General features: G+C 40.3%; 18 protein-coding genes. 6 read left to right on the top strand and 12 right to left on the bottom strand.

The window, feature by feature from the left end; translation table 11 throughout:
- Nucleotides 1-16: 16 nt before the first annotated feature.
- The 3 genes from HWV03_RS16015 to HWV03_RS16005 form a co-directional block, all read right to left on the bottom strand.
- Nucleotides 17-190, bottom strand: coding sequence for a S24 family peptidase (locus HWV03_RS16015; protein ID WP_255546876.1), 174 nt, complete (start codon nt 188-190; stop codon nt 17-19).
- Between the two features lie 108 nt (nt 191-298).
- Nucleotides 299-2428: a phosphate acetyltransferase gene (gene pta, locus HWV03_RS16010; protein ID WP_211680270.1), complete on the bottom strand. Its 2130-nt coding sequence runs from the start codon at nt 2426-2428 to the stop codon at nt 299-301.
- Nucleotides 2429-2535: 107 nt separating this feature from the next.
- Nucleotides 2536-3729: an acetate kinase gene (locus HWV03_RS16005; protein ID WP_211676806.1), complete on the bottom strand. Its 1194-nt coding sequence runs from the start codon at nt 3727-3729 to the stop codon at nt 2536-2538.
- A 411-nt stretch (nt 3730-4140) separates the two neighbouring features.
- Here HWV03_RS16005 and yfbV point away from each other — a divergent pair, with 411 nt between their 5' ends.
- Nucleotides 4141-4578, top strand: a complete 438-nt coding sequence (yfbV, locus tag HWV03_RS16000; protein WP_211672466.1) for a terminus macrodomain insulation protein YfbV — start codon at nt 4141-4143, stop codon at nt 4576-4578.
- A 96-nt stretch (nt 4579-4674) separates the two neighbouring features.
- On the opposite strand, the gene rlmA is transcribed toward yfbV, so the two are convergent.
- The 4 genes from rlmA to focA form a co-directional block, all read right to left on the bottom strand.
- Complete coding sequence (gene rlmA / locus HWV03_RS15995) at nt 4675-5508, bottom strand: 23S rRNA (guanine(745)-N(1))-methyltransferase (RefSeq protein WP_211676805.1); 834 nt, start codon at nt 5506-5508, stop codon at nt 4675-4677.
- A gap of 103 nt (nt 5509-5611) precedes the next feature.
- Entirely contained in the window at nt 5612-6388 is a 777-nt protein-coding gene (gene pflA, locus HWV03_RS15990; protein ID WP_211676804.1) for a pyruvate formate lyase 1-activating protein, read from the bottom strand.
- Nucleotides 6389-6515: 127 nt separating this feature from the next.
- A complete protein-coding gene (gene pflB / locus HWV03_RS15985) occupies nt 6516-8795 on the bottom strand; it encodes a formate C-acetyltransferase (protein ID WP_211676803.1) in 2280 nt (759 codons plus the stop codon).
- 73 nt (nt 8796-8868) lie between these two features.
- Nucleotides 8869-9720: a formate transporter FocA gene (gene focA / locus HWV03_RS15980; RefSeq protein WP_211676802.1), complete on the bottom strand. Its 852-nt coding sequence runs from the start codon at nt 9718-9720 to the stop codon at nt 8869-8871.
- 490 nt (nt 9721-10210) lie between these two features.
- Here focA and HWV03_RS15975 point away from each other — a divergent pair, with 490 nt between their 5' ends.
- The 4 genes from HWV03_RS15975 to HWV03_RS15960 all read left to right on the top strand — a co-directional run bounded on the left by HWV03_RS15975 (nt 10211) and on the right by HWV03_RS15960 (nt 13459).
- A complete protein-coding gene (locus HWV03_RS15975; RefSeq protein WP_211676801.1) occupies nt 10211-10981 on the top strand; it encodes an ABC transporter ATP-binding protein in 771 nt (256 codons plus the stop codon).
- 133 nt (nt 10982-11114) lie between these two features.
- Entirely contained in the window at nt 11115-11876 is a 762-nt protein-coding gene (locus HWV03_RS15970) for a transporter substrate-binding domain-containing protein (RefSeq protein ID WP_211676800.1), read from the top strand.
- Between the two features lie 106 nt (nt 11877-11982).
- Nucleotides 11983-12747, top strand: a complete 765-nt coding sequence (locus HWV03_RS15965) for an ABC transporter permease (protein ID WP_211676799.1) — start codon at nt 11983-11985, stop codon at nt 12745-12747.
- A gap of 1 nt (nt 12748) precedes the next feature.
- Nucleotides 12749-13459, top strand: a complete 711-nt coding sequence (locus HWV03_RS15960) for an ABC transporter permease (protein ID WP_211676798.1) — start codon at nt 12749-12751, stop codon at nt 13457-13459.
- Between the two features lie 88 nt (nt 13460-13547).
- Here HWV03_RS15960 and HWV03_RS15955 read toward each other — a convergent pair whose 3' ends face one another.
- The 4 genes from HWV03_RS15955 to HWV03_RS15940 all read right to left on the bottom strand — a co-directional run bounded on the left by HWV03_RS15955 (nt 13548) and on the right by HWV03_RS15940 (nt 18187).
- A complete protein-coding gene (locus HWV03_RS15955; RefSeq protein ID WP_255546875.1) occupies nt 13548-15068 on the bottom strand; it encodes a transglycosylase SLT domain-containing protein in 1521 nt (506 codons plus the stop codon).
- 130 nt (nt 15069-15198) lie between these two features.
- Entirely contained in the window at nt 15199-16026 is an 828-nt protein-coding gene (gene xthA / locus HWV03_RS15950; protein WP_211676796.1) for an exodeoxyribonuclease III, read from the bottom strand.
- Between the two features lie 390 nt (nt 16027-16416).
- Nucleotides 16417-16662 (bottom strand): hypothetical protein, encoded by a 246-nt coding sequence (locus tag HWV03_RS15945; RefSeq protein WP_211676795.1) that lies wholly within the window; start codon nt 16660-16662, stop codon nt 16417-16419.
- An 808-nt stretch (nt 16663-17470) separates the two neighbouring features.
- Entirely contained in the window at nt 17471-18187 is a 717-nt protein-coding gene (locus HWV03_RS15940; protein WP_211676794.1) for a sugar isomerase domain-containing protein, read from the bottom strand.
- A gap of 165 nt (nt 18188-18352) precedes the next feature.
- Between HWV03_RS15940 and HWV03_RS15935 the strand changes: the two genes are divergently transcribed.
- A complete protein-coding gene (locus HWV03_RS15935; protein ID WP_211676793.1) occupies nt 18353-19210 on the top strand; it encodes an AraC family transcriptional regulator in 858 nt (285 codons plus the stop codon).
- A 23-nt stretch (nt 19211-19233) separates the two neighbouring features.
- Here HWV03_RS15935 and HWV03_RS15930 read toward each other — a convergent pair whose 3' ends face one another.
- Nucleotides 19234-20244: an SDR family oxidoreductase gene (locus HWV03_RS15930; protein ID WP_211676792.1), complete on the bottom strand. Its 1011-nt coding sequence runs from the start codon at nt 20242-20244 to the stop codon at nt 19234-19236.
- Nucleotides 20245-20270: the final 26 nt, after the last annotated feature.

The following is a 20270-nucleotide window of genomic DNA, read 5'->3' as shown; positions in this document are numbered from 1 at the left end:
CTGTTTTACCCACAAATCACATCTTCTTCCCAGTCCAAACAACACGCCCAATAAGCGCTAGTTCTTCACCGTCCAATTGCGACTTAGTGATCTCCCAAGGGTCATACATGGAATTATCAGACTTAACGCGAATAATGCCGCCTGGTAACATCTGTAATCGCTTCACCAACAAGTTATTGCCATAACGCATGACATAAATCCCATCAGTCGGACATACGCTAACTTCACTACGTAACCAATTAAGAGATCAAAAAAGGCTCCCGAGGGAGCCTTAATACACGTTTATCAGGTTTTCAGACTAAGACGTTAATTGCTTAGATTGAATCGCTGTAAGTGCGATTGTGTAAACGATATCGTCTACTAATGCGCCACGTGATAAATCATTTACTGGTTTACGCATGCCTTGCAGCATTGGACCAATAGAGATTAGGTTTGCAGAACGCTGTACCGCTTTGTAAGTTGTGTTACCAGTATTAAGATCTGGGAATACAAATACAGTCGCTTTACCAGCAACAGGGCTGTTTGGCGCTTTGCTTTTCGCAACATTTTCCATGATAGCAGCATCGTACTGTAATGGACCGTCGATGATTAGATCAGGACGACGTTCTTGTGCGATTTTAGTTGCTTCACGTACTTTCTCTACATCACTACCTTGGCCAGATGAACCAGTTGAGTAAGAGATCATAGCAACGCGAGGATCAATACCGAATGCTTTAGCAGAATCAGCAGATTGAATCGCGATGTCAGCCAGTTGAGAAGCATTTGGATCTGGGTTAATTGCACAATCACCGTACACTAACACTTGATCAGGTAGCAACATGAAGAAGATCGAAGACACTAGGTTTGAACCCGGTGCAGTTTTGATCAACTGTAGTGCTGGACGGATTGTGTTTGCTGTCGTATGAACGGCACCAGATACAAGACCATCAACTTCGTTTTGTTCTAGCATCATAGTTGCTAGTACAACGTTGTCTTGTAACTGTTCACGTGCAACTACTTCTGTAAGGCCTTTCGCTTTACGTAGTTCAACCATAGGAGCAACAAATTTTTCAACACATGTTACTGGATCTACGATTTCAACGCCGTCAGAAAGTACGATACCTTGGCTTTCAGCAACACGTTTAATTTCAGCTGGGTTACCAACAAGTACTGGAATCGCGATACCGCGTTCAGCACAGATGTTAGCTGCTTCAATTGTACGTGGCTCTTCACCTTCAGGTAGTACAACACGTTTCTTCGCTTGACGCGCTAATTCAGTTAACTGGTAACGGAATGCAGGCGGTGATAAACGACGAGTACGTTTAGTACCAAGTGTTAACGTTTCAATCCATTGCTTGTCGATGTGACTTGCGATGTAATCTTGAACTGCTTCGATGCGTTGTTTGTCATCTGCAGGGATATCAAGATTGAAGTTTTGAAGCGTTAATGCAGTCTGCCAAGTATTCGTTGTAGTCAACATGATCGGTAGACCAGTTGCCATCGCTTGTTGACAAAGTTTTAATACGCTTTCGTCTGGACGAGCATCACCAGTTAATAGTAATGCGCCAATTTTAACGCCGTTCATTGCAGCAAGACATGCAGCAACGATAACGTCTGCACGATCGCCAGAAGTAACTAATAAGCCACCTGGACGGAAGTGCTCAAGCATGTTTGGAATCGAGCGTGCACAGAAAGTGATACCTAGTAGACGACGTTCTTCTAGTTCGCCTTTATTTAAGATTTCAGCTTTTAAGTGGTTAGCAAGATCTTTTGCACGTGGTGCAATTAGCTCTGCGCTCCAAGGGATACAACCAAGGATTGGCATTGGGCTTTTGCCAAATACTTGTAGCACTTCTAGGTTATGGCTAGCATTACCTGAGTTTGCTTCAAACATTTCTGCAAGATCTGGACGGCTACGACCAGCTTCATCAAGTGGTGCGCCAACTTTGTTGATCACACAACCAATGATACGTTTGTTTTTGCTGCCACCGAAGTTCGAGCAAGCGATTTCTAAACGATCTTTAAGCTGTTCTGAAGAATCTGTGCCTGGGTTAGCCACAAATACCATTTCAGCATCAAGTGCTTTCGCGATGTTGTAGTTTACGCTGTTAGCAAATGGTTGTTTTGATGTTGGTACTAGACCTTCAACAACAACGATTTCAGCATCAACCATGTGTGATTCGAAACGCTCAACGATATCTTCAAGAAGTACGTCCGTTTTACCAGCACCGATTAATTTTTCAGCGTGTGATAAAGTGAACGGCGTTGCAGGTGATGCATTCGTTCCTTGACGGATAATTTCAGTTGATAACTCTGGACCTTTTTCGCCTTGGCGAGGTTGAGCTACAGGTTTGAAAAAGTTAACGTTTAGGCCGTTGCGTTCAAACGCACGAACCATACCTAGACTAACAGAAGTTACGCCTACGCCTACGCCAACTGGGATAAGCATTATAGTGCGAGCCACTAGCGTCCCCTTATATTGGGATTGAGAAGAAAGAAAGGTGCGGTTACACCTTTCTTATTTAAAAATGAAACTTATTTAGCGAACAGTCTTAATTAGATTAAGTTTACTGCATCTTGTGCAATAACAAGTTCTTCATTAGTCGAAATAACCATAGCTTTAATTTTACTATTTGCTGTAGTAATTGTACCTTCAGAACCAAAACGTGCTGCTGTATTCGCTGCATCGTCAACTTCGATACCGAAGATAGAAAGTTGGTTTAATACTAATGCACGGATAACGTCAGAGTTTTCACCGATACCACCAGTAAATACGATAGCGTCAATACGGCCTAAAGCAGCTGCGTATGAAGCGATGTATTTAGCTAGACGGTAGCAAGAAAGTTCCATTGCTCGAACTGCGCCAGCTTGTTTTTCTGCATAACCATCTTCGATAGCACGGCAATCGCTAGAAATTTCAGACACACCTAGTAAACCACTTTCGTTGTTTAGCATGCTGTTCACTTCTGCAAGTGTGTAGTTACACTGTGTAACAAGGTGGTTGATGATGCTTGGGTCAAGATCACCACTACGTGTACCCATTACTAGACCTTCAAGTGGAGTCATACCCATGCTTGTGTCTACTGATTTACCATCTTTAATTGCACAGATTGATGCGCCGTTACCTAGGTGACAGTTGATGATGTTAGTTTCTTCAACTTTTTGACCTAGAAGAGCAGCTGCTTCACGACCGATGAATAGGTGACTAGTACCGTGCATGCCGTAACGACGGATGCCATTTTCGCGGTATAGTTTGTACGGTAGTGCGTATAGGTATGCTTTTTCAGGCATAGTCTGGTGGAACGCAGTATCAAATACAGCAACTTGTGGAAGCGCTGGGAATGCAGCTTGTGCAGCACGGATACCGATTAGGTGAGCTGGGTTATGAAGCGGTGCTAATGTTGCACAGTCTTCGATACCTTGCATTACAGCGTCATCAATGATTACTGATGAAGTGAATTTTTCGCCGCCGTGTACAACACGATGACCGATCGCAACGATTGCGTCGCTCATTTCTTTTTGGTCTTTAAGAATGTTATTTACGATGTATGCTACAGCTTCTTTATGTGAAGCGCCTGCGCCTAGATCGGCTGTGCCTTTATTGCCGTCAAGTTTCCACTTGATGCGTGCGTTGTCTAAATTAAAGCATTCAGCAAGACCTGATAATTTTTCATCACCAGATACTGAATCAAGAACTGCAAATTTAAGAGAAGAGCTACCACAGTTCAGAACTAGAACGAGTTTATTCATGCGTAAAAACCTATTATGAAATAATCAATAAAATAACTGATAACAATCCTAGCGATATTGGCTTAGGTATCGTATCTTTATTAAAGCAAAGAAATATATCTGTGCTTACTAAATTGGCTGACACTGTCATTTTTACGTACGATGTCGTCGTTGATACGACTAATGTTCGTTACTAAATATCCATCTTAAAGAAATGACGACTTTTTAAAACTGTGAGTCATGTCACTCACATTTTCCCTTAAAGTGTTAACTGCCTCATAGTTTACTTGCAATGAGACGATATCTCAAAGTATATTTATAATAATGTTGATCTAGAGCATTAGCTTAACATCTATATAGTATTTTACCTGCACTATGACATGGTGTATGGTTGGGGATATAGAAAATTTCAATCTATTAGGGAGGATGCTGATGAGTGTATTTACAGATACGCTTTATAAAGGTCAACATTATATGCAGCGCTGGCCGATGAAAAAAGAACTGGCCGCACTTTTTCCTGAGAATAGAGTTATTGCCGCCACGAAACTTGGCTTTAAGACTATGCCGCCATTAGCGATTTTAACTGTGATGATGCAGTATCTCTATGGTGATATACAGCAGCTACCAGCGAGTATTGCGGTTGCATTATTACTTATTACGCTACCGATGCAAGGTGTGTTCTGGTTAGGTAAACGTTCGAGCGAGTTATTACCCGTGTCACTAGCAAATTGGTATCATGAACTTTATCAAGGGCTAGTTACGCAAGGTTGTGATCTTGAGCCCGCAGTGAAAAAGCCACATTACAGTGAATTGGCTGATATTTTAGAAAATGCATTTAAGCGAATGGATAAAGCATTTATGGTTAAGTAATACACGATCACACTTTATTCCGATAATCATTAATACCGATATTAAAGCTAATATCGGTATTTTTTTGTCTTTTAAACGGCGAGGGCGTTAGAAAAACTACGCAGTACGTTTATAAAGCGTGATATTAAAGTCGAGCGTTAGGGTTAAATCTGCCGCATATATCTCTGCTTTTTGTTCGTCGCTCATCTTCCACGCTAATGGTGTCATTTCTAATAAGTTCTTGCTGTCTTTAGCTTGCGTCAGGGTGATCTGGTCGGTTAAACGTTGCTGTTCAATCAGTTCAAACCCGGCAATATCTTCAATCTTCATGTCGTGTTTTTCAGGGGTTTGGTAAATCTTTTGCTTTAGCTCGAATAAATGCTCGGCAGCGGGAGTCACTGTGAGTAAGTAACCCTCGGTTTTGATTATACGGGCCAGTTCAGCATCTTGAGATGGTGCATAAATACGGGTCACCAAGTCTTGGCTCGCATCCGCGAATGGAGTGTTGTAAGCACTTGCCACACAAAAACTGATCGTTTTATAACGTTTTGCTGCATAACGGATCGCTGATTTAGAAATATCGAGTCCTGCGATTTGTGGCGTTGTATTAGCATCATTAAGAGCCGCCAAAGCCAGTGCTAAGCGGTGGGTGTAATACCCTTCGCCACAGCCTAAGTCGAGGATGTTTGGTGCGTTGACAGCCGTTAGCGCTTGCTGAGCAATGTTATTTACCGTGTCAGATAGTGATTGATAGAAGCCTTGGTCAAGAAACTCTCGACGGGCTTGCATCATTTCTTTGTTGTCGCCAGGATTTTTTGATTTTTTGTTTTGCACTGGGAGTAAGTTGACGTAACCCTCTTTTGCTAGATCAAATTGATGGCGTTGATCGCAAGTGAGGCTTTTGTCTTGTGCGGATAAAGGGCGTGCGCAGATAGGGCAAAGGTAGTTCATGTGATCTCGTTATTCTTATATGAAGGTTAGCAAAAGGCTAAAACAAAAAACCGATCATAGCATAGAGCTAGGATCGGTTTGCAATAGAATGCTGTTTGGGCGATTAATACATCACATTATCTTTATATTCTAATAAGATATTTTTAATGCGGTCCATGGTGTCTTTACTTGGTGGGGCAACACCATCAAGAGGGTAATCAAAGCCCATTGTTTTCCATTTATGCAAGCCTAATTCGTGATATGCCAGCAATTCTACTTTTTCAATATTATCCATATGTTGAATAAACTGACCAAGTTGATGCGCTGATGCATCATCATCGGTATAACCGGGTACCACAACATAACGTATCCATGTTTTTTGATTACGTTTTGCTAAATATTCGGCAAACTCGAGGGTACGTTTATTGCTAACACCAACTAACTTCTGATGGATCTTGTCGTTCATGTGCTTTAGATCTAGCATGACTAAATCAGAGACATCGAGTACTTCATCAATGACATCTGTGTATTTACGAATATAGCCATTGGTATCTAAGCAGGTGTTAACGTCTTGGGCTTGGGCCGCAGTGAAAAAATCACGCACAAATTCAGGTTGTAGCATCGCTTCGCCACCGGATGCAGTGACACCACCCCCCGTCGCTTGCATAAAGGCCTTGTATGAAACTAGCTCACGAATTAATTCATCAACGGTGGTTTCTGTACCAGCATGTAGGTCCCATGAATCACGGTTATGGCAATATTGGCAACGCATTAAACAGCCTTGCATGAAGACGATGAAACGGATGCCAGGGCCATCAACTGTGCCACAAGATTCGGTAGAATGAATGCGTCCTACTGTGCTACACAACTCGGTAGAATCAATAGGTTTAATAAGCGGCATAATATCTCCAAAAAATAGGGCTATACGATCATTATAAATACAAAAGCCTTACAGGCGTAAGGCTTTTGTGTCTTGCTACTATAAAAACAAACAATTGTTATATTTTATAGTGTAATTCTCGTCAGTCTTAGAATGACTGTTGGAATGTACGTGTGATTACATCTTGCTGCTGTTCAGGTGTTAGCGAGTTGAAACGTACCGCGTAACCAGACACACGAATGGTCAGTTGTGGGTATTTTTCAGGGTGCTTAACAGCGTCTAACAACATTGAACGGTCCATCACATTTACGTTTAAGTGCTGACCACCTTCAATTACACTGCTGTGCTTGAAGTAACCATCCATTAAACCAGCGAGGTTAGTACGACGAGTATCGTCTGTTTTACCCAGTGCGTTTGGTACGATAGAGAAGGTGTAAGAGATACCATCTTTTGCGTATTCAAACGGTAGTTTTGCAACTGAAGTCAGGGCTGCGATTGCGCCTTTCTCATCACGACCATGCATTGGGTTTGCACCTGGTGCGAATGGTGCGCCAGCAGGACGACCGTCTGGTGTAGTACCCGTTTTCTTACCGTATACAACGTTTGAAGTAATTGTTAGCACTGACTGTGTTGGTTTCGCATCACGGTACATTTTGTGACTAGACACTTTCTTCATGAAGGTTTCAACTAGGTCACAAGCGATTTCATCAACACGTGAATCGTTGTTACCAAATTTAGGGTAATCACCTTCGATTTCAAAGTCGATTGCAATACCATCTTCGTCACGAATTGGTTTCACTTTTGCAAATTTGATTGCAGAAAGTGAATCAGCAGTAACAGATAGACCCGCGATACCACATGCCATTGTACGTTCAACGTCGCGGTCATGCAGTGCCATTAGTGATGCTTCATACGAGTATTTGTCGTGTGAATAGTGAATTGAGTTAAGCGCAGTAACATAAGTTGTTGCTAACCAATCCATCATCTTATCTAAACGTGCTGCGATATCTTCGTAGTTAAGTACTTCATCAGTGATCTTGTCTGATTTAGGACCAACTTGGATTTTCAGTTTTTCATCTACGCCGCCATTGATTGTATATAACAATGCTTTAGCAAGGTTACTACGTGCGCCGAAGAACTGCATTTGTTTACCAACAATCATTGGTGATACACAACAAGCAATTGCATAGTCATCATTGTCGAAGTCGGTACGCATTAAATCATCATTTTCGTACTGGATTGATGAAGTATCAATTGATACTTTCGCACAGTAGCGTTTGAAGTTTAATGGTAGGTTTTCAGCCCACAATACAGTGATGTTTGGCTCTGGTGAAGGACCCATAGTGTATTGTGTATGTAGTACACGGAATGATGATTTAGTTACTAATGAACGACCGTCTGTACCCATACCTGCGATTGTTTCAGTTGCCCAGATTGGGTCACCAGAGAATAATTCATCGTATTCAGGTGTACGTAGGAAACGCACCATACGTAGTTTCATTACGAGGTGATCAATCATTTCTTGAGCGTCAGTCTCAGTAATGAGACCAGCTTGTAAATCACGTTCAATGTAGATATCTAGGAAGGTTGTTACACGACCAAAGCTCATTGCTGCGCCATTTTGTGATTTAACAGCAGCGAGGTAGCCGAAGTAAGTCCACTGGATCGCTTCTTTCGCGTTTGTTGCTGGGCCTGAAATATCGAAACCGTAAGTTGCCGCCATCGTTTTGATGTCGTTTAGTGCACGGTACTGTTCTGAAATTTCTTCACGTAAACGCATTGTTGCTTCTAGGTCTTCACCTGAGTAGAACTTCGCTTCCAATGATTGTTGTTGTGCAAGTTTATCTTTCATTAGGAAGTCGATGCCGTATACAGCAACACGACGGTAATCACCAATGATACGACCACGGCCATATGCATCTGGTAAACCTGTTAGGATACCTGACTTACGACATTTCATGATGTCACTTGTGTAAACGTCAAATACACCTTGGTTGTGTGTTTTACGGTATTCAGAGAAGATTTTGTTTGTTACTGGATCAAGCTCTTTACCATATGCTTTACAAGAACCTGCAACCATACGGATACCGCCATTAGCGATGATTGCACGTTTTAATGGTTTTTCAGTTTGTAGACCAACAATTGTTTCCAAACCTTGGTCAATGTAACCAGCGGCATGTGATGTAATTGTTGATGGCAAAGATGTATCAAAATCAAGCGGCGCGTGCGTGCTGTTTTCGATTTTAATGCCTTCCATCACATTGCTCCAAAGCGTATCTGTCGCTTCAGTTGCATCGGCTAGGAAAGACTCATCGCCTGTAAACTCCGTGTAGTTCTTCTGGATAAAATCACGTAGGTTAACGTCGTTAGTCCATTCGCCAGTTGTAAAACCTTGCCACGCTTGATCAAATATTGTTTGTTCAGTCATAAGTACACCTAATCTATTAATATTCTAAAAATGTAATTTCAAAGTTTGTTATCTGCTGTGTTTACAACAGATATTAAGATTCTTTTTTGCAGTAAATAATCCAGTACGTCATACCAACCAGTAATCCGCCACCAATTATATTGCCGATGGTGACAGGGATAAGATTGTTAAATACAAAATTAGTTAACGTTAAATCGGTAAAGTCAGCAGGGTTCGCACCGGTTGCTAGCCAAAATTCAGGGCCTGAAAAGTTCGCAATAACATACCCGAGTGGGATCATAAACATGTTAGCGATACTGTGCTCGTAACCTGATGCGACAAACATACTCACAGGTAATGCCACCGCAACAAATTTATCGGTAATAGAGCGCGCGGCAAAACTCATCCAGACACCAAGACAAACAAGTAGGTTGGCTAGGGTGCCAAGCGTGACCGCTTGAATAAAAGTATGATGCAGTTTGTGTTGGGCAATCTTCATGGCATTTAGACCCCAAGCGCCATCGGCGGCGAGGTGCTGCTTAGCTAATATCATTAACGCCACAAAGAAGAGACAGCCGATAAAGTTACCGACGTAGACCACTGCCCAGTTTTTAGCGAGTTGTGCGGTTGTTATCTTGTTATTTGCACGGGCAATAATGGTTAAGATTGAGCTAGTAAATAGCTCGCCGCCACAAACAACAACAAGTAGTAGGCCAAGACTAAACGCAAACCCCCCAATGAATTTTTTTAAACCATAAGCAACATCCGTTGTTCCTGTTGTTACCGTGGTATAGAAAGCAAATGCAATGGAGATGAATACACCTGCAGTAATCGCAAGCATGAACGCTTGTTTAGGGGCCTTAGTTGCTTTTGCGACACCGATAGATTCTGCTTTTTTTAGCAATTCTGGTGGTAGGATTGCATCAAATTGGTTTGCTGTTTTCATTACTTAGTCTCAATAAATCACTTATGCTTATTATTAACCCACTAGTGGTACTTGTAACGTGATCTAGATCAATTTCATGCTGCTTTTTGTTTTTTTATTACGAAATTTGATACTTTAAACTCGAATACCCCTAACTAGGTGTAACTAAATTACAGTAACCGCGTATTTACATGTACTTTATTTTAAATATAAAACAAAAGTTCAATTAACTATTTAAAGTAAAGTAAGCAATCATAAATACCAATATAGCGGTAGTGTCCTATACTGTCTTTTGAGATCTTTTGGCACTGCGATATTTGCTTTTGCAGTATATAAAACTGTCGTTTATTTATCTTGGAGTCTTTTAGTCTAAATATTGGTGGTTTTATGTTATCCGAATGACTAATTTGTTATGTTTAATGTTGTATTTATGTTGCAATATTTAGGGTTGATTTGAATTTAAATATTGCGCATGTCTTAATTGTTATAAATCGAATTTAGGATGAATAGAATGAGTAGCAGTCCCACATTAGACATCAAAAATTTGCATAAATCATTTGGTGACAATGAAGTCTTGAAAGGTATCGATCTGACTGCAAATAAAGGTGATGTAATCTCTATTATTGGTTCATCTGGATCTGGTAAAAGTACCTTTTTACGTTGTATTAATTTATTGGAAATGCCTACTTTAGGTGACATCTCCGTAAATGGCGAATTAATCGAAATGATTGATGGTCGCGACGGCAATAGACTAATCGCGAATAAAAAACAAGTTCAACGTATTCGTTCACGTCTCGCTATGGTGTTTCAAGGCTTTAATTTATGGTCGCATATGACGGTCATTGAAAATGTGATCGAAGCACCAATTCATGTTTTAGGACTCTCTCGTCGCGACGCGAGGGCGAGTGCAGAACAATATCTGAAAAAAGTCGGTTTATGGGAAAGAAAAGACTATTACCCAAGTCAGCTATCTGGTGGTCAAAAGCAGCGTGTGGCAATCGCCCGTGCATTAGCTGTAGAGCCGGAAGTATTACTATTTGATGAACCAACATCCGCATTGGACCCTGAATTGGTAGGTGAAGTTTTACGCGTAATGCAAAGCCTAGCGGAAGAGGGTCGAACCATGCTGGTTGTTACTCACGAAATGGCGTTTGCACGCGATGTATCGACCAAAGTTATATTCTTACACCAAGGTCAAATCGAAGAGCAGGGCGATCCGAAAGAATTATTTGATAACCCGAAATCAGAGCGTGTGCAGCAGTTTTTAGCACCAAAATATTAGCGTCTAGTAGATTCATTCGCGTAATGATAAAACCAGAATTATAAAAATATAACTATAACTATAACTATAAAAATAAAACGACTACAAACACAAGATCATTGATTGATCTCATTATAATAATAGGGAAATACTTATGAAAAAATTAGCCTGCGTAATTGCAACAAGCTTATTGCTTTCTTCAGCCGTAATAGCAAAAGAATGGACTGATGTTCGTTTAGGTGTTGATTCACCTTACAAGCCATTTGAATATAAAACCCCTGATGGCGAGCTAACAGGTTTTGAAATCGATTTAGGTAACGAAGTGTGTAAACGCGCTAATTGGAATTGTACTTGGGTTGTACAATCTTGGGACGGTATTATTCCTGGTTTATTATCACGTAAATACGATGCTATTTTCTCTTCAATGTCGATCACAGATGCGCGTAAGAAGAAGGTTCTTTTCTCTGAACCTTACTACAATACACCAAGCGCTTGGTTTGCAGCAGCAGACTTTAAACTTGATGTAGCAGATAAAACAGCATTCAAGAAATTACGTATCGGTGTACAGCGCGGTACAGTTCAAGATACACACGTCACCGATAATTATGCAAGCAAGAATACAATTAAGCGTTATAACACCAGTGGTGACTTATTGCTTGATCTTGAAGGCGGTCGTTTAGACATGGTATTACTGGATTTCCCTGTCGGTGATAGCACGTTACTTATCCCTGAGAAAAAAGGCGCTTATGCAGCTGTTGGCGATACATTCCAACTGGGTGAGGGCATGGGTGTTGCACTGCGTAAACGTGATAAATCACTTGCAGCAACGTTCAATAAAATATTGGCAGAAATTAAAGCGGATGGTACATACGAAATTATCCAAGCTAAATACTTTAGCTACAGTATTAAAATGTAGTCTCTTTATCTATGATAAAAATGGGCGCTTAGTTAAGGCTATTAGTTAGGACTATTAGTTAGGACTATTAGTTAGGGCTAGGTGCTCACTGCTTTCTGGGAATGTTATGTTAGATCTCCAAGGTTATGGGCCAGGTATCTTTAATGGCGCTATATTGACCGTTAAACTCGCCATTTTTTCATTAATCATCGCAGTGCTGCTCGGTCTGATTACCGCGGTTGCACGTTATTCCGGTGGTAAAGTTGCTTCTGTATTAGCTGTGTCTTATACCAGCTTAGTCCGTGGTGTGCCGGATTTGGTCTTAATGATGCTGATTTATTTTGGCTTACAAGTCGGATTCAATAATTTTTCGGAGTGGTTGTACGAATTACATGAAACCTATGCCATCAATGAATTTTATATCGAACAAGGATGGTTAACATTATCTGCGTTTTATGAAGATGGTATGTATTTCAATATCGATGAATTCGGTGCTGGTGTGGTGACGATTGGTTTCATTTTTGGCGCTTATATGGGCGAGACGTTCCGTGGTGCGTTATTGTCTGTGGATAAAGGCCAATTGGAAGCTGCAACCGCTTATGGCATGTCAGATTGGCAAGTATTCCACCGTGTCATGTTTCCACAGATGATGCGTTTTGCGCTACCGGGTATTGGTAACAACTGGTTAGTACTGGTGAAAACAACCGCGCTCGTGTCGATTATCGGCTTATCAGATATGGTTAAATTAGCGAAAGAAGCGGCAATGACAACATATGAACCGTTTCTGTTTTTCATTCCTGTTGCGTTTGTGTATTTGGCAATTACAACCGTGAGTGAAATTGCACTGAAATATTTAGAGCGTCATTTTAGCAAAGGTATAGAAGGTCATTAATATGTTAGATCAACTGATTGCTTTGCTTGAGCAAAATGAAATGTTTACTCCGAGTACCTTAAATGAGTATTGGGATGGTGCGGTATTGACGGTACAGCTGACGTTCTTGTCTGTTGTCATCGGTTTCTTTTTGGCCGTGCCGTTGGCGATCATGCGTACGAGTCAGTATGTATGGTTATCACGTGGTATTTGGGTATTTACTTATGTGTTTCGTGGTACACCGTTATTGATCCAGTTGTATCTGATTTATTATGGTGTGACCATGATTGATGGTATTCAAGACAGTTCAATATGGTTTTTACTCGAAGATGCATTTTACCCTTGCTTGTTAGCGTTTGTATTAAATACGGCAGCATACAGCACCGAGATTATTCGTGGTTCATTGGTGACAACCGATAAAGGTGAAATTGAAGCGGCACAAGCATATGGCATGAGCTATTGGCAGATTCTGCGTCGTATCATTTTACCGTCGGCGTTCCGTCGTGCGTTGCCAGCTTACAGTAATGAAGTTATTTTTATGCTGCATGCAACGTCAATCGCCAGTGTCGTGACCTTGGTTGATATCACAGGGGCTGGCTACAATGTGTATTCACGTTTCTATGCTCCCTTTGAAGCATTTATTTTTGCGGGTGCTATCTATCTGTGTTTATGCTTTACTATTTTCGCCGTATTCAAAAGGTTAGAAAAACGCGCATTTAGGCATCTTGCTTAACGATTTACATCGCTACAGTTAATAAATTAAATAGGAGGTCGCTTTGTATCAACATAGCGGCCTTTGATTAATGACTGCTTCTCTTTGCTTACTGAGTATTGCTAGCAATTTTCTGTTGCGCTATCTGTGTATCGTTGATTGTATAACGTGAGGCTAGCAAATAAGTGATGTAAAACTTATAAATGTTGTTTACGTAATTCACCGTTTCTTTACCTATGGTCTCTGCGGCTATTTTCTCGACATGATTAAACCAAATGTTGGGGTTTAATCCTTCTTTTAAAGCCCGTTTCCTTAATTGTATTAACTTCGCTGGTCCAGCGTTATAGGCGGCAGAACTCAATAATAGCGAGTCTAACTTGGCAATATCCTTATGGCTAAAGTAACGCTGTTTCATAAAATGTAAGTACTTAACTCCTGCATGGATATTACTGTCTACGTCGTTGATGTTTTTAATATTGACGTAAGGTTCATTCGCCGTCGATGGTAATATTTGCATCACGCCGACCGCACCTCGATGGCTAATGGCCTTTTGATTAAGCCGAGACTCCTGATAGGCTTGCGCAAGAATAAACTGCCAATCGAATTCATACTGTTCGGCGTATTTTTTAATGATTGTTTCAGTTTCTAAATAGCGTTTTTCAAACTGCTGATGGATGACTTTATTCAGCCAACGATGGCTAACTAAATAGCGACGGTGCAGAATGTTGCCTATTTTAGTGCCTTTTTTATGCTTATGGATAAACTGATTTAAACTGCGCGTTAATTGTGGCGTGTGATTACGTACCGCCCAGGTACTTGGAATATTATTACCGATGACTAATCGTGAGTGTAGTTTTATGTTTTTATATAATTTTTGCCATAATCGTAAACCATGGTTAGAGATCATCGTCATGAAAATTTGATTGTTGTCGACCATATCTAATAGTTCGTAATCTTCGAGTTCATCAGCCACGATATTGATGTAAATAGGTTGTTTATTGAGTCGGAATAATTGCTGGTTGATGATGTCTAATTGCTGATGATAAATACTATTACGACGTATCCAAATTTCCTTGCCTGATAACTGATTTATATTCTTATACTCATCCATAGAGTCATGGCTGACGAGCAATAATTGATTGTTGGTGTATATGGGCTCTGTATGGGTTACTTGGTTTTGTTGGCGTAAAGGCGTCATTAATGGGCCAATTGCAATATCACCATAACCCTGCGCGAGTAAGTTGATTATTTGGCTACTAGGCACCGGAATAAACAAAATATTGAGTTTCAACTTGGTGTTTTTGAAGTATTTACGGTTTAGGTGTTTTTCGTATTCACGCATCATGTCATAAGCAAAACCACGCGGACGACTTTGATAAATGAAATAATAAGCGGGGTGATTAACGACTAAGACTTTGATAGTACGTTTTTTTAATAGCAGGGGGAGGTCTTCAAAGCTGGGCTGGCTGTGAATATTCATTTGTTGTTGCGCGACAGAGTTTGAAAATGTTGAGCTTGCCAAATTAGAGTCAGTATTAGCGGAGTATTGAGCATTACTGGGTGATATGTTTACGACGATACTGAGAAGTAAGCTATTTGTTGCTGTTACGCATATCTTAGTCCACTGCATAGCCATCATCGCTTTTGGTATGTGAATGTCGAGGTAACACTAAGATTAGACACATATTTCTAAAATGCGGTTTTGAGACTTTAAATAGCTTAGGGATATGCTCCTAAGCTATTGTTATCGGGTAACAATTTTATTCGCTAAATGTTGTCCAGATTGGCGCGTGGTCTGATGGCTTTTCAATGCCACGCAGTTCGTAATCTACATCACTCTCAACTACTTTTGCGTTCAATGTTGCCGTCGCTAAGATCACGTCAATACGCAGTCCACGGTTGTCTGGGAAACCTTTTGAGCGGTAATCAAACCAGCTATAACGATCTGTTACTTCCGGCTTAATGGTGCGGAATGTATCGTGTAAGCCAAACCCTTGTAGTTTTGCTAACCATTCACGTTCTTCTGGCTGGAAGCTACATTTACCTGTTTTTAACCAACGTTTTGCATTTGGTTCACCGATGCCGATGTCTTTATCTGCTGGAGAAATGTTGATGTCGCCCATTACGATCACATCGTCTTCTGCCGTGTGGTTGTCGTTAAGGTATACGTTTAGGTCTTGATAGAATTTACGCTTGTTCGGGTATTTCGTCTCATGGCTAATGTTTTCGCCTTGTGGGAAGTAACCGTTTAACACAGTGATCGGTTTGCCTGATGTTTGGTCAAACGTCACCATTATCATACGTTTTTGCGCTTCTTCGTCATCGGTAGGGAAGCCATATTGCACTTTAATTGCTTCTACGTCTGCCACTGTGCTTTTCTTCACCATCATAGCAACACCGTAATGTGCTTTTTGACCGTGGAAAAATACGTGATAACCCATGTCTTCAACCGCTGCTACAGGGAACATTTCGTTGTGAACTTTAATTTCTTGTAGGCCAATTACGTCAGGCGAATGCTTGTCTATGATAGCTTGTAGCTGATGCAATCGAGCGCGAAGGCCGTTAATGTTAAATGAGATTATTTTCATTGGTTTTTTAACCCTTTGTTATTTGCAAACCTTTATACCTATAGCTTCTATTATTCGCGCGCCAGTTGCGAGGCAAATTTTAATAATTTGTGTCACTTGTGCAGAAATGGGGCTGTTTTGAACGAATGTTAATAGTTCTGCTACTTGGTCATGGCTATGGCATTGTGACAGAGTCAAATAGCGAGGCGGTGAGCTGGTATCGCAAGGCCGCTGAGGGCATAAAATACTTGGTTTTATGTATGATGAAGGAAATGAGTTGCTCTGGATAAGGGAGACGCATTGAATTGGTATCATGGTAGTACCAATATTGGACTCGATCAATCGTTAAAATACGTTTGTTTTTGACGTGAATGTAGATCAGCATGTAAATCGAATATTCTACATAGTCAGCTATAGTTTGTCATTTCCATGTCTAATATTTAGTGTACTTATAATGTGAGCTATTCGACGTTTATCTATATCATTTAATAATGAAAATTTTGTAATTATAGATTCTATATCTTCGTTTATGCTTTCGTTCATATTCTGAATATCGTATTCGATTACTTCTAGTTCATGATTCCGCTCCTCGCATGCATCTCCATATGCCTCATGTAATGCAATCATCTCTTCATCATTTATTATATTTTCTATCATGAAATCACCTCATAAATGGACAGCCTGAATTAATAGTACACCTTTGATTTTATTTAAGATATCGGACAAGATGGGTAAATAATACCTCAATCTTGATAGATGGTAGGTATTAAATAAACCCTTATGTCCTCGACTAAAAAGTAGCGCTAATTGACATTAGATTATTTCATTTAGTCTAAAAGTTAAAAGCGCCTTATTGGAGACTTTTGATGTGATTGAATGATTCTCGTATCTAATTGATGCTGGTTGTGCAGCACTACGATTATAGTAATCAAAGGAAAGGGCTTTGACTTTTTATATGCGCTAAATTAGCGATACGATTTAAAGTATTTATCACATTGACCTTGGGCTGGACTTTGTTGCTCACGGTTAGAATCAAGAACAGAAAGTATGGTGTTATCTCTGTTCTCAGGTCCACACCAATATTTAGCATGCTCATTAAAGTCAAACCTAAATAAATTCACAAATTACAGTGTTGCATTAATTTTACAGCTTCATTTAAAATTGTAAATAAAGTGAGTGTAAGTGAGTGTAAGTGAGTGTAAGTGTAAGTGTAAGTGAGTGTAAGTGTAAGAGAGTGTAAGAGAGTGTAAGAAAAGCTGGATACAAAGGTGTTACGGATCGAGCGTTCAGAGGAATTAGCAAAAACACCATAATGAAAATGACAAAGCCCAACGGTAATTACTCCGTCACACTCCCTCGTAATCACAGTAATAACGCTCGCCGAATTTGCCCCAAAGTGTATATGGAATCCACTTACCAATTACATTACAACTTTAGAGAGAAGGTATTGCTCGTAAATGGCTAACTACATTGATTTTAATCTTGAGCCAAAATGTTTGTAGACATGATCATTGTTGAAACCGTCAACATTTTGACTAGAGAAGACCAAGGGTGTGACACCTTGCTTTATAGCTTCTTTTTGAGCCTCGACGGTAAGAATATTCATAATTAACATACCAGCAATGCTAGAAAATGCGCCAGTAATATTCCCGTTGATATTACACAGACCATCTCCTGTAGGTACACAATTATCAATAACAATATCAGCAATATCCATTAGCTTCAAACCAGAACTATGACGACTCTCGTATTTTGATGATTGCTCTACTGACGTTATTGCTATTACAGAATGGCCTTTGCTTTTAGCTATTTTAGCAAATTCAATAGGAAGTGCATTTCGACCTGAATTTGAAATAATCATAATAACGTCCCCCGACGATATATTTTGGTCATTCCACACTACCTCAGCCAACCCTGATAATTTTTCCATTGCAGAGCCTCTTAAGGCACCATCATTGGTCAGTAATACTGAATCCAAAATAGCATTTATATTACCAAGCCCCCCGGCTCGAATAAATCCCTCTAGCCCAATCATATGAGAGTGCCCAGTTCCAAGAACTTGCACCATTTTGTCATCAACAATAGCTTTAGTGAAAAGCTCGGTCGCTTTAGATAAAGTATCTTTATTCGCTTCAACGAGTGAAGTAAGCCTTGGCTGTAAGTGATTAAAATATTCAAACATATACAATGCTCTCTGTATGTTATAGATATAACTATCTTACAGTTCCACGATTCAAGATATAATACTATTCCATTAACAAGTAATACTTATCTTGATATATTACTGCATGTACTAGGCTGTTCCCAATTTTCATATTTCTAACCCAAAGGTTGTAGACGAGTAATAATGAAAACCACAATACAAAAAGTACCCCAAAGACAAGGCTGGTCTTGGCGTTACAAAATGTTGGAAGAAATGTATAAATCCGAAAATTGGCATGCTCACAAAGAATTTGAGCTTGTTTTACATAGAAACTTTAAAGGAAAAGCAGTCATAGGTTCTTACGAAGGTCAGATAGAACATAATGACCTTATACTGATAGGACCAGATGTCGTCCATAGCTTTGAATCCATAGATACAAATGAAAATAATCTTTGTGAGACCCATATTATATGGTTTAGTGAAGAGTGGATAGCCAAAGCTATGTACAGTTGTGTTGAGTTGAGGCAGTTAGCACCTTTACTTCAACGCGCAAATAAAGGGCTTAGTTTTTCGCCTAAAACAGCAGAGATGGTTTATAAGCACCTAAACAGCTTTGAAAGCCTTTCTTCCATAGGACAACTTGCTGTATTGATTCAAGTACTGGCTGAATTATATGCAGACCAATCAAGTTTAACCTTACTTTCACGTCCAGCAGATGTAAAGAAAAACACAACACACCATAACAACAATAAAATTGACCGAGTTTGTCAGTACATTGATAACCATTTTGCATCGGATATAACATTAAAAAAGTTAGCAAATTATATGTATGTTAGTGAAAATACTATTCATCGTTGGTTTATACAGAATTTCAATGAAAGTTTTAGTCAGTACCTAAAGAAGCTTAGGCTGAATTATTCAGCTCAATTGCTGACGACAACGAATTTATCAATTAGCTTAATCGCAGAAAAAGCAGGCTATAGAAACCAAGCGAACTTTAATCGGTTGTTCAAAGAATATAAGCACCTAACCCCCTCTAAATACAGATTAAAATTTAAGTAGCTGATAAGTTACGTAATCATTAACTAATCAGACTTCATAACGCTGAAGGAGCTTTCATTTGGTTTGCCATGGATGTCATCATCCAAAAATAAATCTCGTTGTAACGGTTTCCCTGGATGGCAACTGTATGCATCGAAGTCTTTAACACCTTGTGCACGTAACACATCTTCATCAAGATAAAAGCCATTTTGATGCTCTGAAGGTAACTGGCTAATCAAAGCGAGACACGCATCCGCCATGATACTTGGTTTGCGGCAGCCCCCTTCAATCAATTTTCCCGCCATCATGTTTTCGACCGCGGATGTTGCGATCGCTGTTTTCGGCCACAAAGAACTCACGGCAATATCATCGGCTGCGAACTCTTCGGAAAATGACTGACTCAATAATGACATCGCATATTTCGATGTCGTGTATGTTCCGTATTGTTTAAACCATTTTGGGTCGAGATTGATCGGTGGAGACAAAGTCACTACGTGGGAATGTTGGCTACGGCGCAAGTGCGGTAAACAGGCCTGTGTCAGTAAAAATGTCCCTCTGACATTAATACAAAACATCAAATCAAACTTTTTCACGGGCGTATGTTCAATCTGATCCAGATGGATCGCACTGGCATTGTTGATTAAAATATCGATACCACCGAACTCAGCAACAGCTTCATCCACCGCGTGTTGCACCGCTATTTCATCACGTACATCAAGCTGAATAGCCATGGCTCGCCCAGTACAAGACTGATTAATCGCCTCCGCTGCGGTATAAATAGTGCCCGGTAATTTAGGGTGTGGGATCGTGGTTTTTGCAGCTATCACCACATTCGCGCCAGCCTTAGCACACGCGGTCGCAATGGCTAAACCAATTCCCCGCGACCCACCGCTGATCAACACCGTTTTTCCAACAAGCGTATCTACATCCGATAAAGGCGAGGGCGAGGGCGAATAACTCGCTTCCTCCCCGCGTACTTTACGTAGACTGAGGGTTTGACTCACAATTTCAAGTCGAGTGATCACTCGGCGAGCAACATCAAATAAAGAGGCCATTGTCTTCCTTATATCAGCATCTTACG

The organism is Moritella sp. 36 (assembly GCF_018219415.1).
GTDB lineage: Bacteria > Pseudomonadota > Gammaproteobacteria > Enterobacterales > Moritellaceae > Moritella.
The sequence above is the reverse complement of the archived record's forward strand: the minus strand, read 5'-3'. Positions and strand labels throughout refer to the sequence as shown.

What these genes read in the sequence shown, in the direction of transcription:
- HWV03_RS15965 (WP_211676799.1), top strand. Translation starts at nt 11,983, where the DNA reads ATGTTAGATCTCCAAGGTTATGGGCCAGGTATCTTTAATGGCGCTATA.
- yfbV (WP_211672466.1), top strand. Translation starts at nt 4,141, where the DNA reads ATGAGTGTATTTACAGATACGCTTTATAAAGGTCAACATTATATGCAG.
- HWV03_RS15930 (WP_211676792.1), bottom strand. Translation starts at nt 20,244, where the DNA reads ATGGCCTCTTTATTTGATGTTGCTCGCCGAGTGATCACTCGACTTGAA.
- HWV03_RS15970 (WP_211676800.1), top strand. Translation starts at nt 11,115, where the DNA reads ATGAAAAAATTAGCCTGCGTAATTGCAACAAGCTTATTGCTTTCTTCA.
- xthA (WP_211676796.1), bottom strand. Translation starts at nt 16,026, where the DNA reads ATGAAAATAATCTCATTTAACATTAACGGCCTTCGCGCTCGATTGCAT.
- HWV03_RS15940 (WP_211676794.1), bottom strand. Translation starts at nt 18,187, where the DNA reads ATGTTTGAATATTTTAATCACTTACAGCCAAGGCTTACTTCACTCGTT.
- HWV03_RS15955 (WP_255546875.1), bottom strand. Translation starts at nt 15,068, where the DNA reads ATGCAGTGGACTAAGATATGCGTAACAGCAACAAATAGCTTACTTCTC.
- rlmA (WP_211676805.1), bottom strand. Translation starts at nt 5,508, where the DNA reads ATGAACTACCTTTGCCCTATCTGCGCACGCCCTTTATCCGCACAAGAC.
- HWV03_RS16015 (WP_255546876.1), bottom strand. Translation starts at nt 190, where the DNA reads ATGCGTTATGGCAATAACTTGTTGGTGAAGCGATTACAGATGTTACCA.
- HWV03_RS15975 (WP_211676801.1), top strand. Translation starts at nt 10,211, where the DNA reads ATGAGTAGCAGTCCCACATTAGACATCAAAAATTTGCATAAATCATTT.
- pta (WP_211680270.1), bottom strand. Translation starts at nt 2,428, where the DNA reads ATGCTTATCCCAGTTGGCGTAGGCGTAGGCGTAACTTCTGTTAGTCTA.
- pflA (WP_211676804.1), bottom strand. Translation starts at nt 6,388, where the DNA reads ATGCCGCTTATTAAACCTATTGATTCTACCGAGTTGTGTAGCACAGTA.
- HWV03_RS15945 (WP_211676795.1), bottom strand. Translation starts at nt 16,662, where the DNA reads ATGATAGAAAATATAATAAATGATGAAGAGATGATTGCATTACATGAG.
- pflB (WP_211676803.1), bottom strand. Translation starts at nt 8,795, where the DNA reads ATGACTGAACAAACAATATTTGATCAAGCGTGGCAAGGTTTTACAACT.
- HWV03_RS15935 (WP_211676793.1), top strand. Translation starts at nt 18,353, where the DNA reads ATGAAAACCACAATACAAAAAGTACCCCAAAGACAAGGCTGGTCTTGG.
- HWV03_RS15960 (WP_211676798.1), top strand. Translation starts at nt 12,749, where the DNA reads ATGTTAGATCAACTGATTGCTTTGCTTGAGCAAAATGAAATGTTTACT.
- focA (WP_211676802.1), bottom strand. Translation starts at nt 9,720, where the DNA reads ATGAAAACAGCAAACCAATTTGATGCAATCCTACCACCAGAATTGCTA.
- HWV03_RS16005 (WP_211676806.1), bottom strand. Translation starts at nt 3,729, where the DNA reads ATGAATAAACTCGTTCTAGTTCTGAACTGTGGTAGCTCTTCTCTTAAA.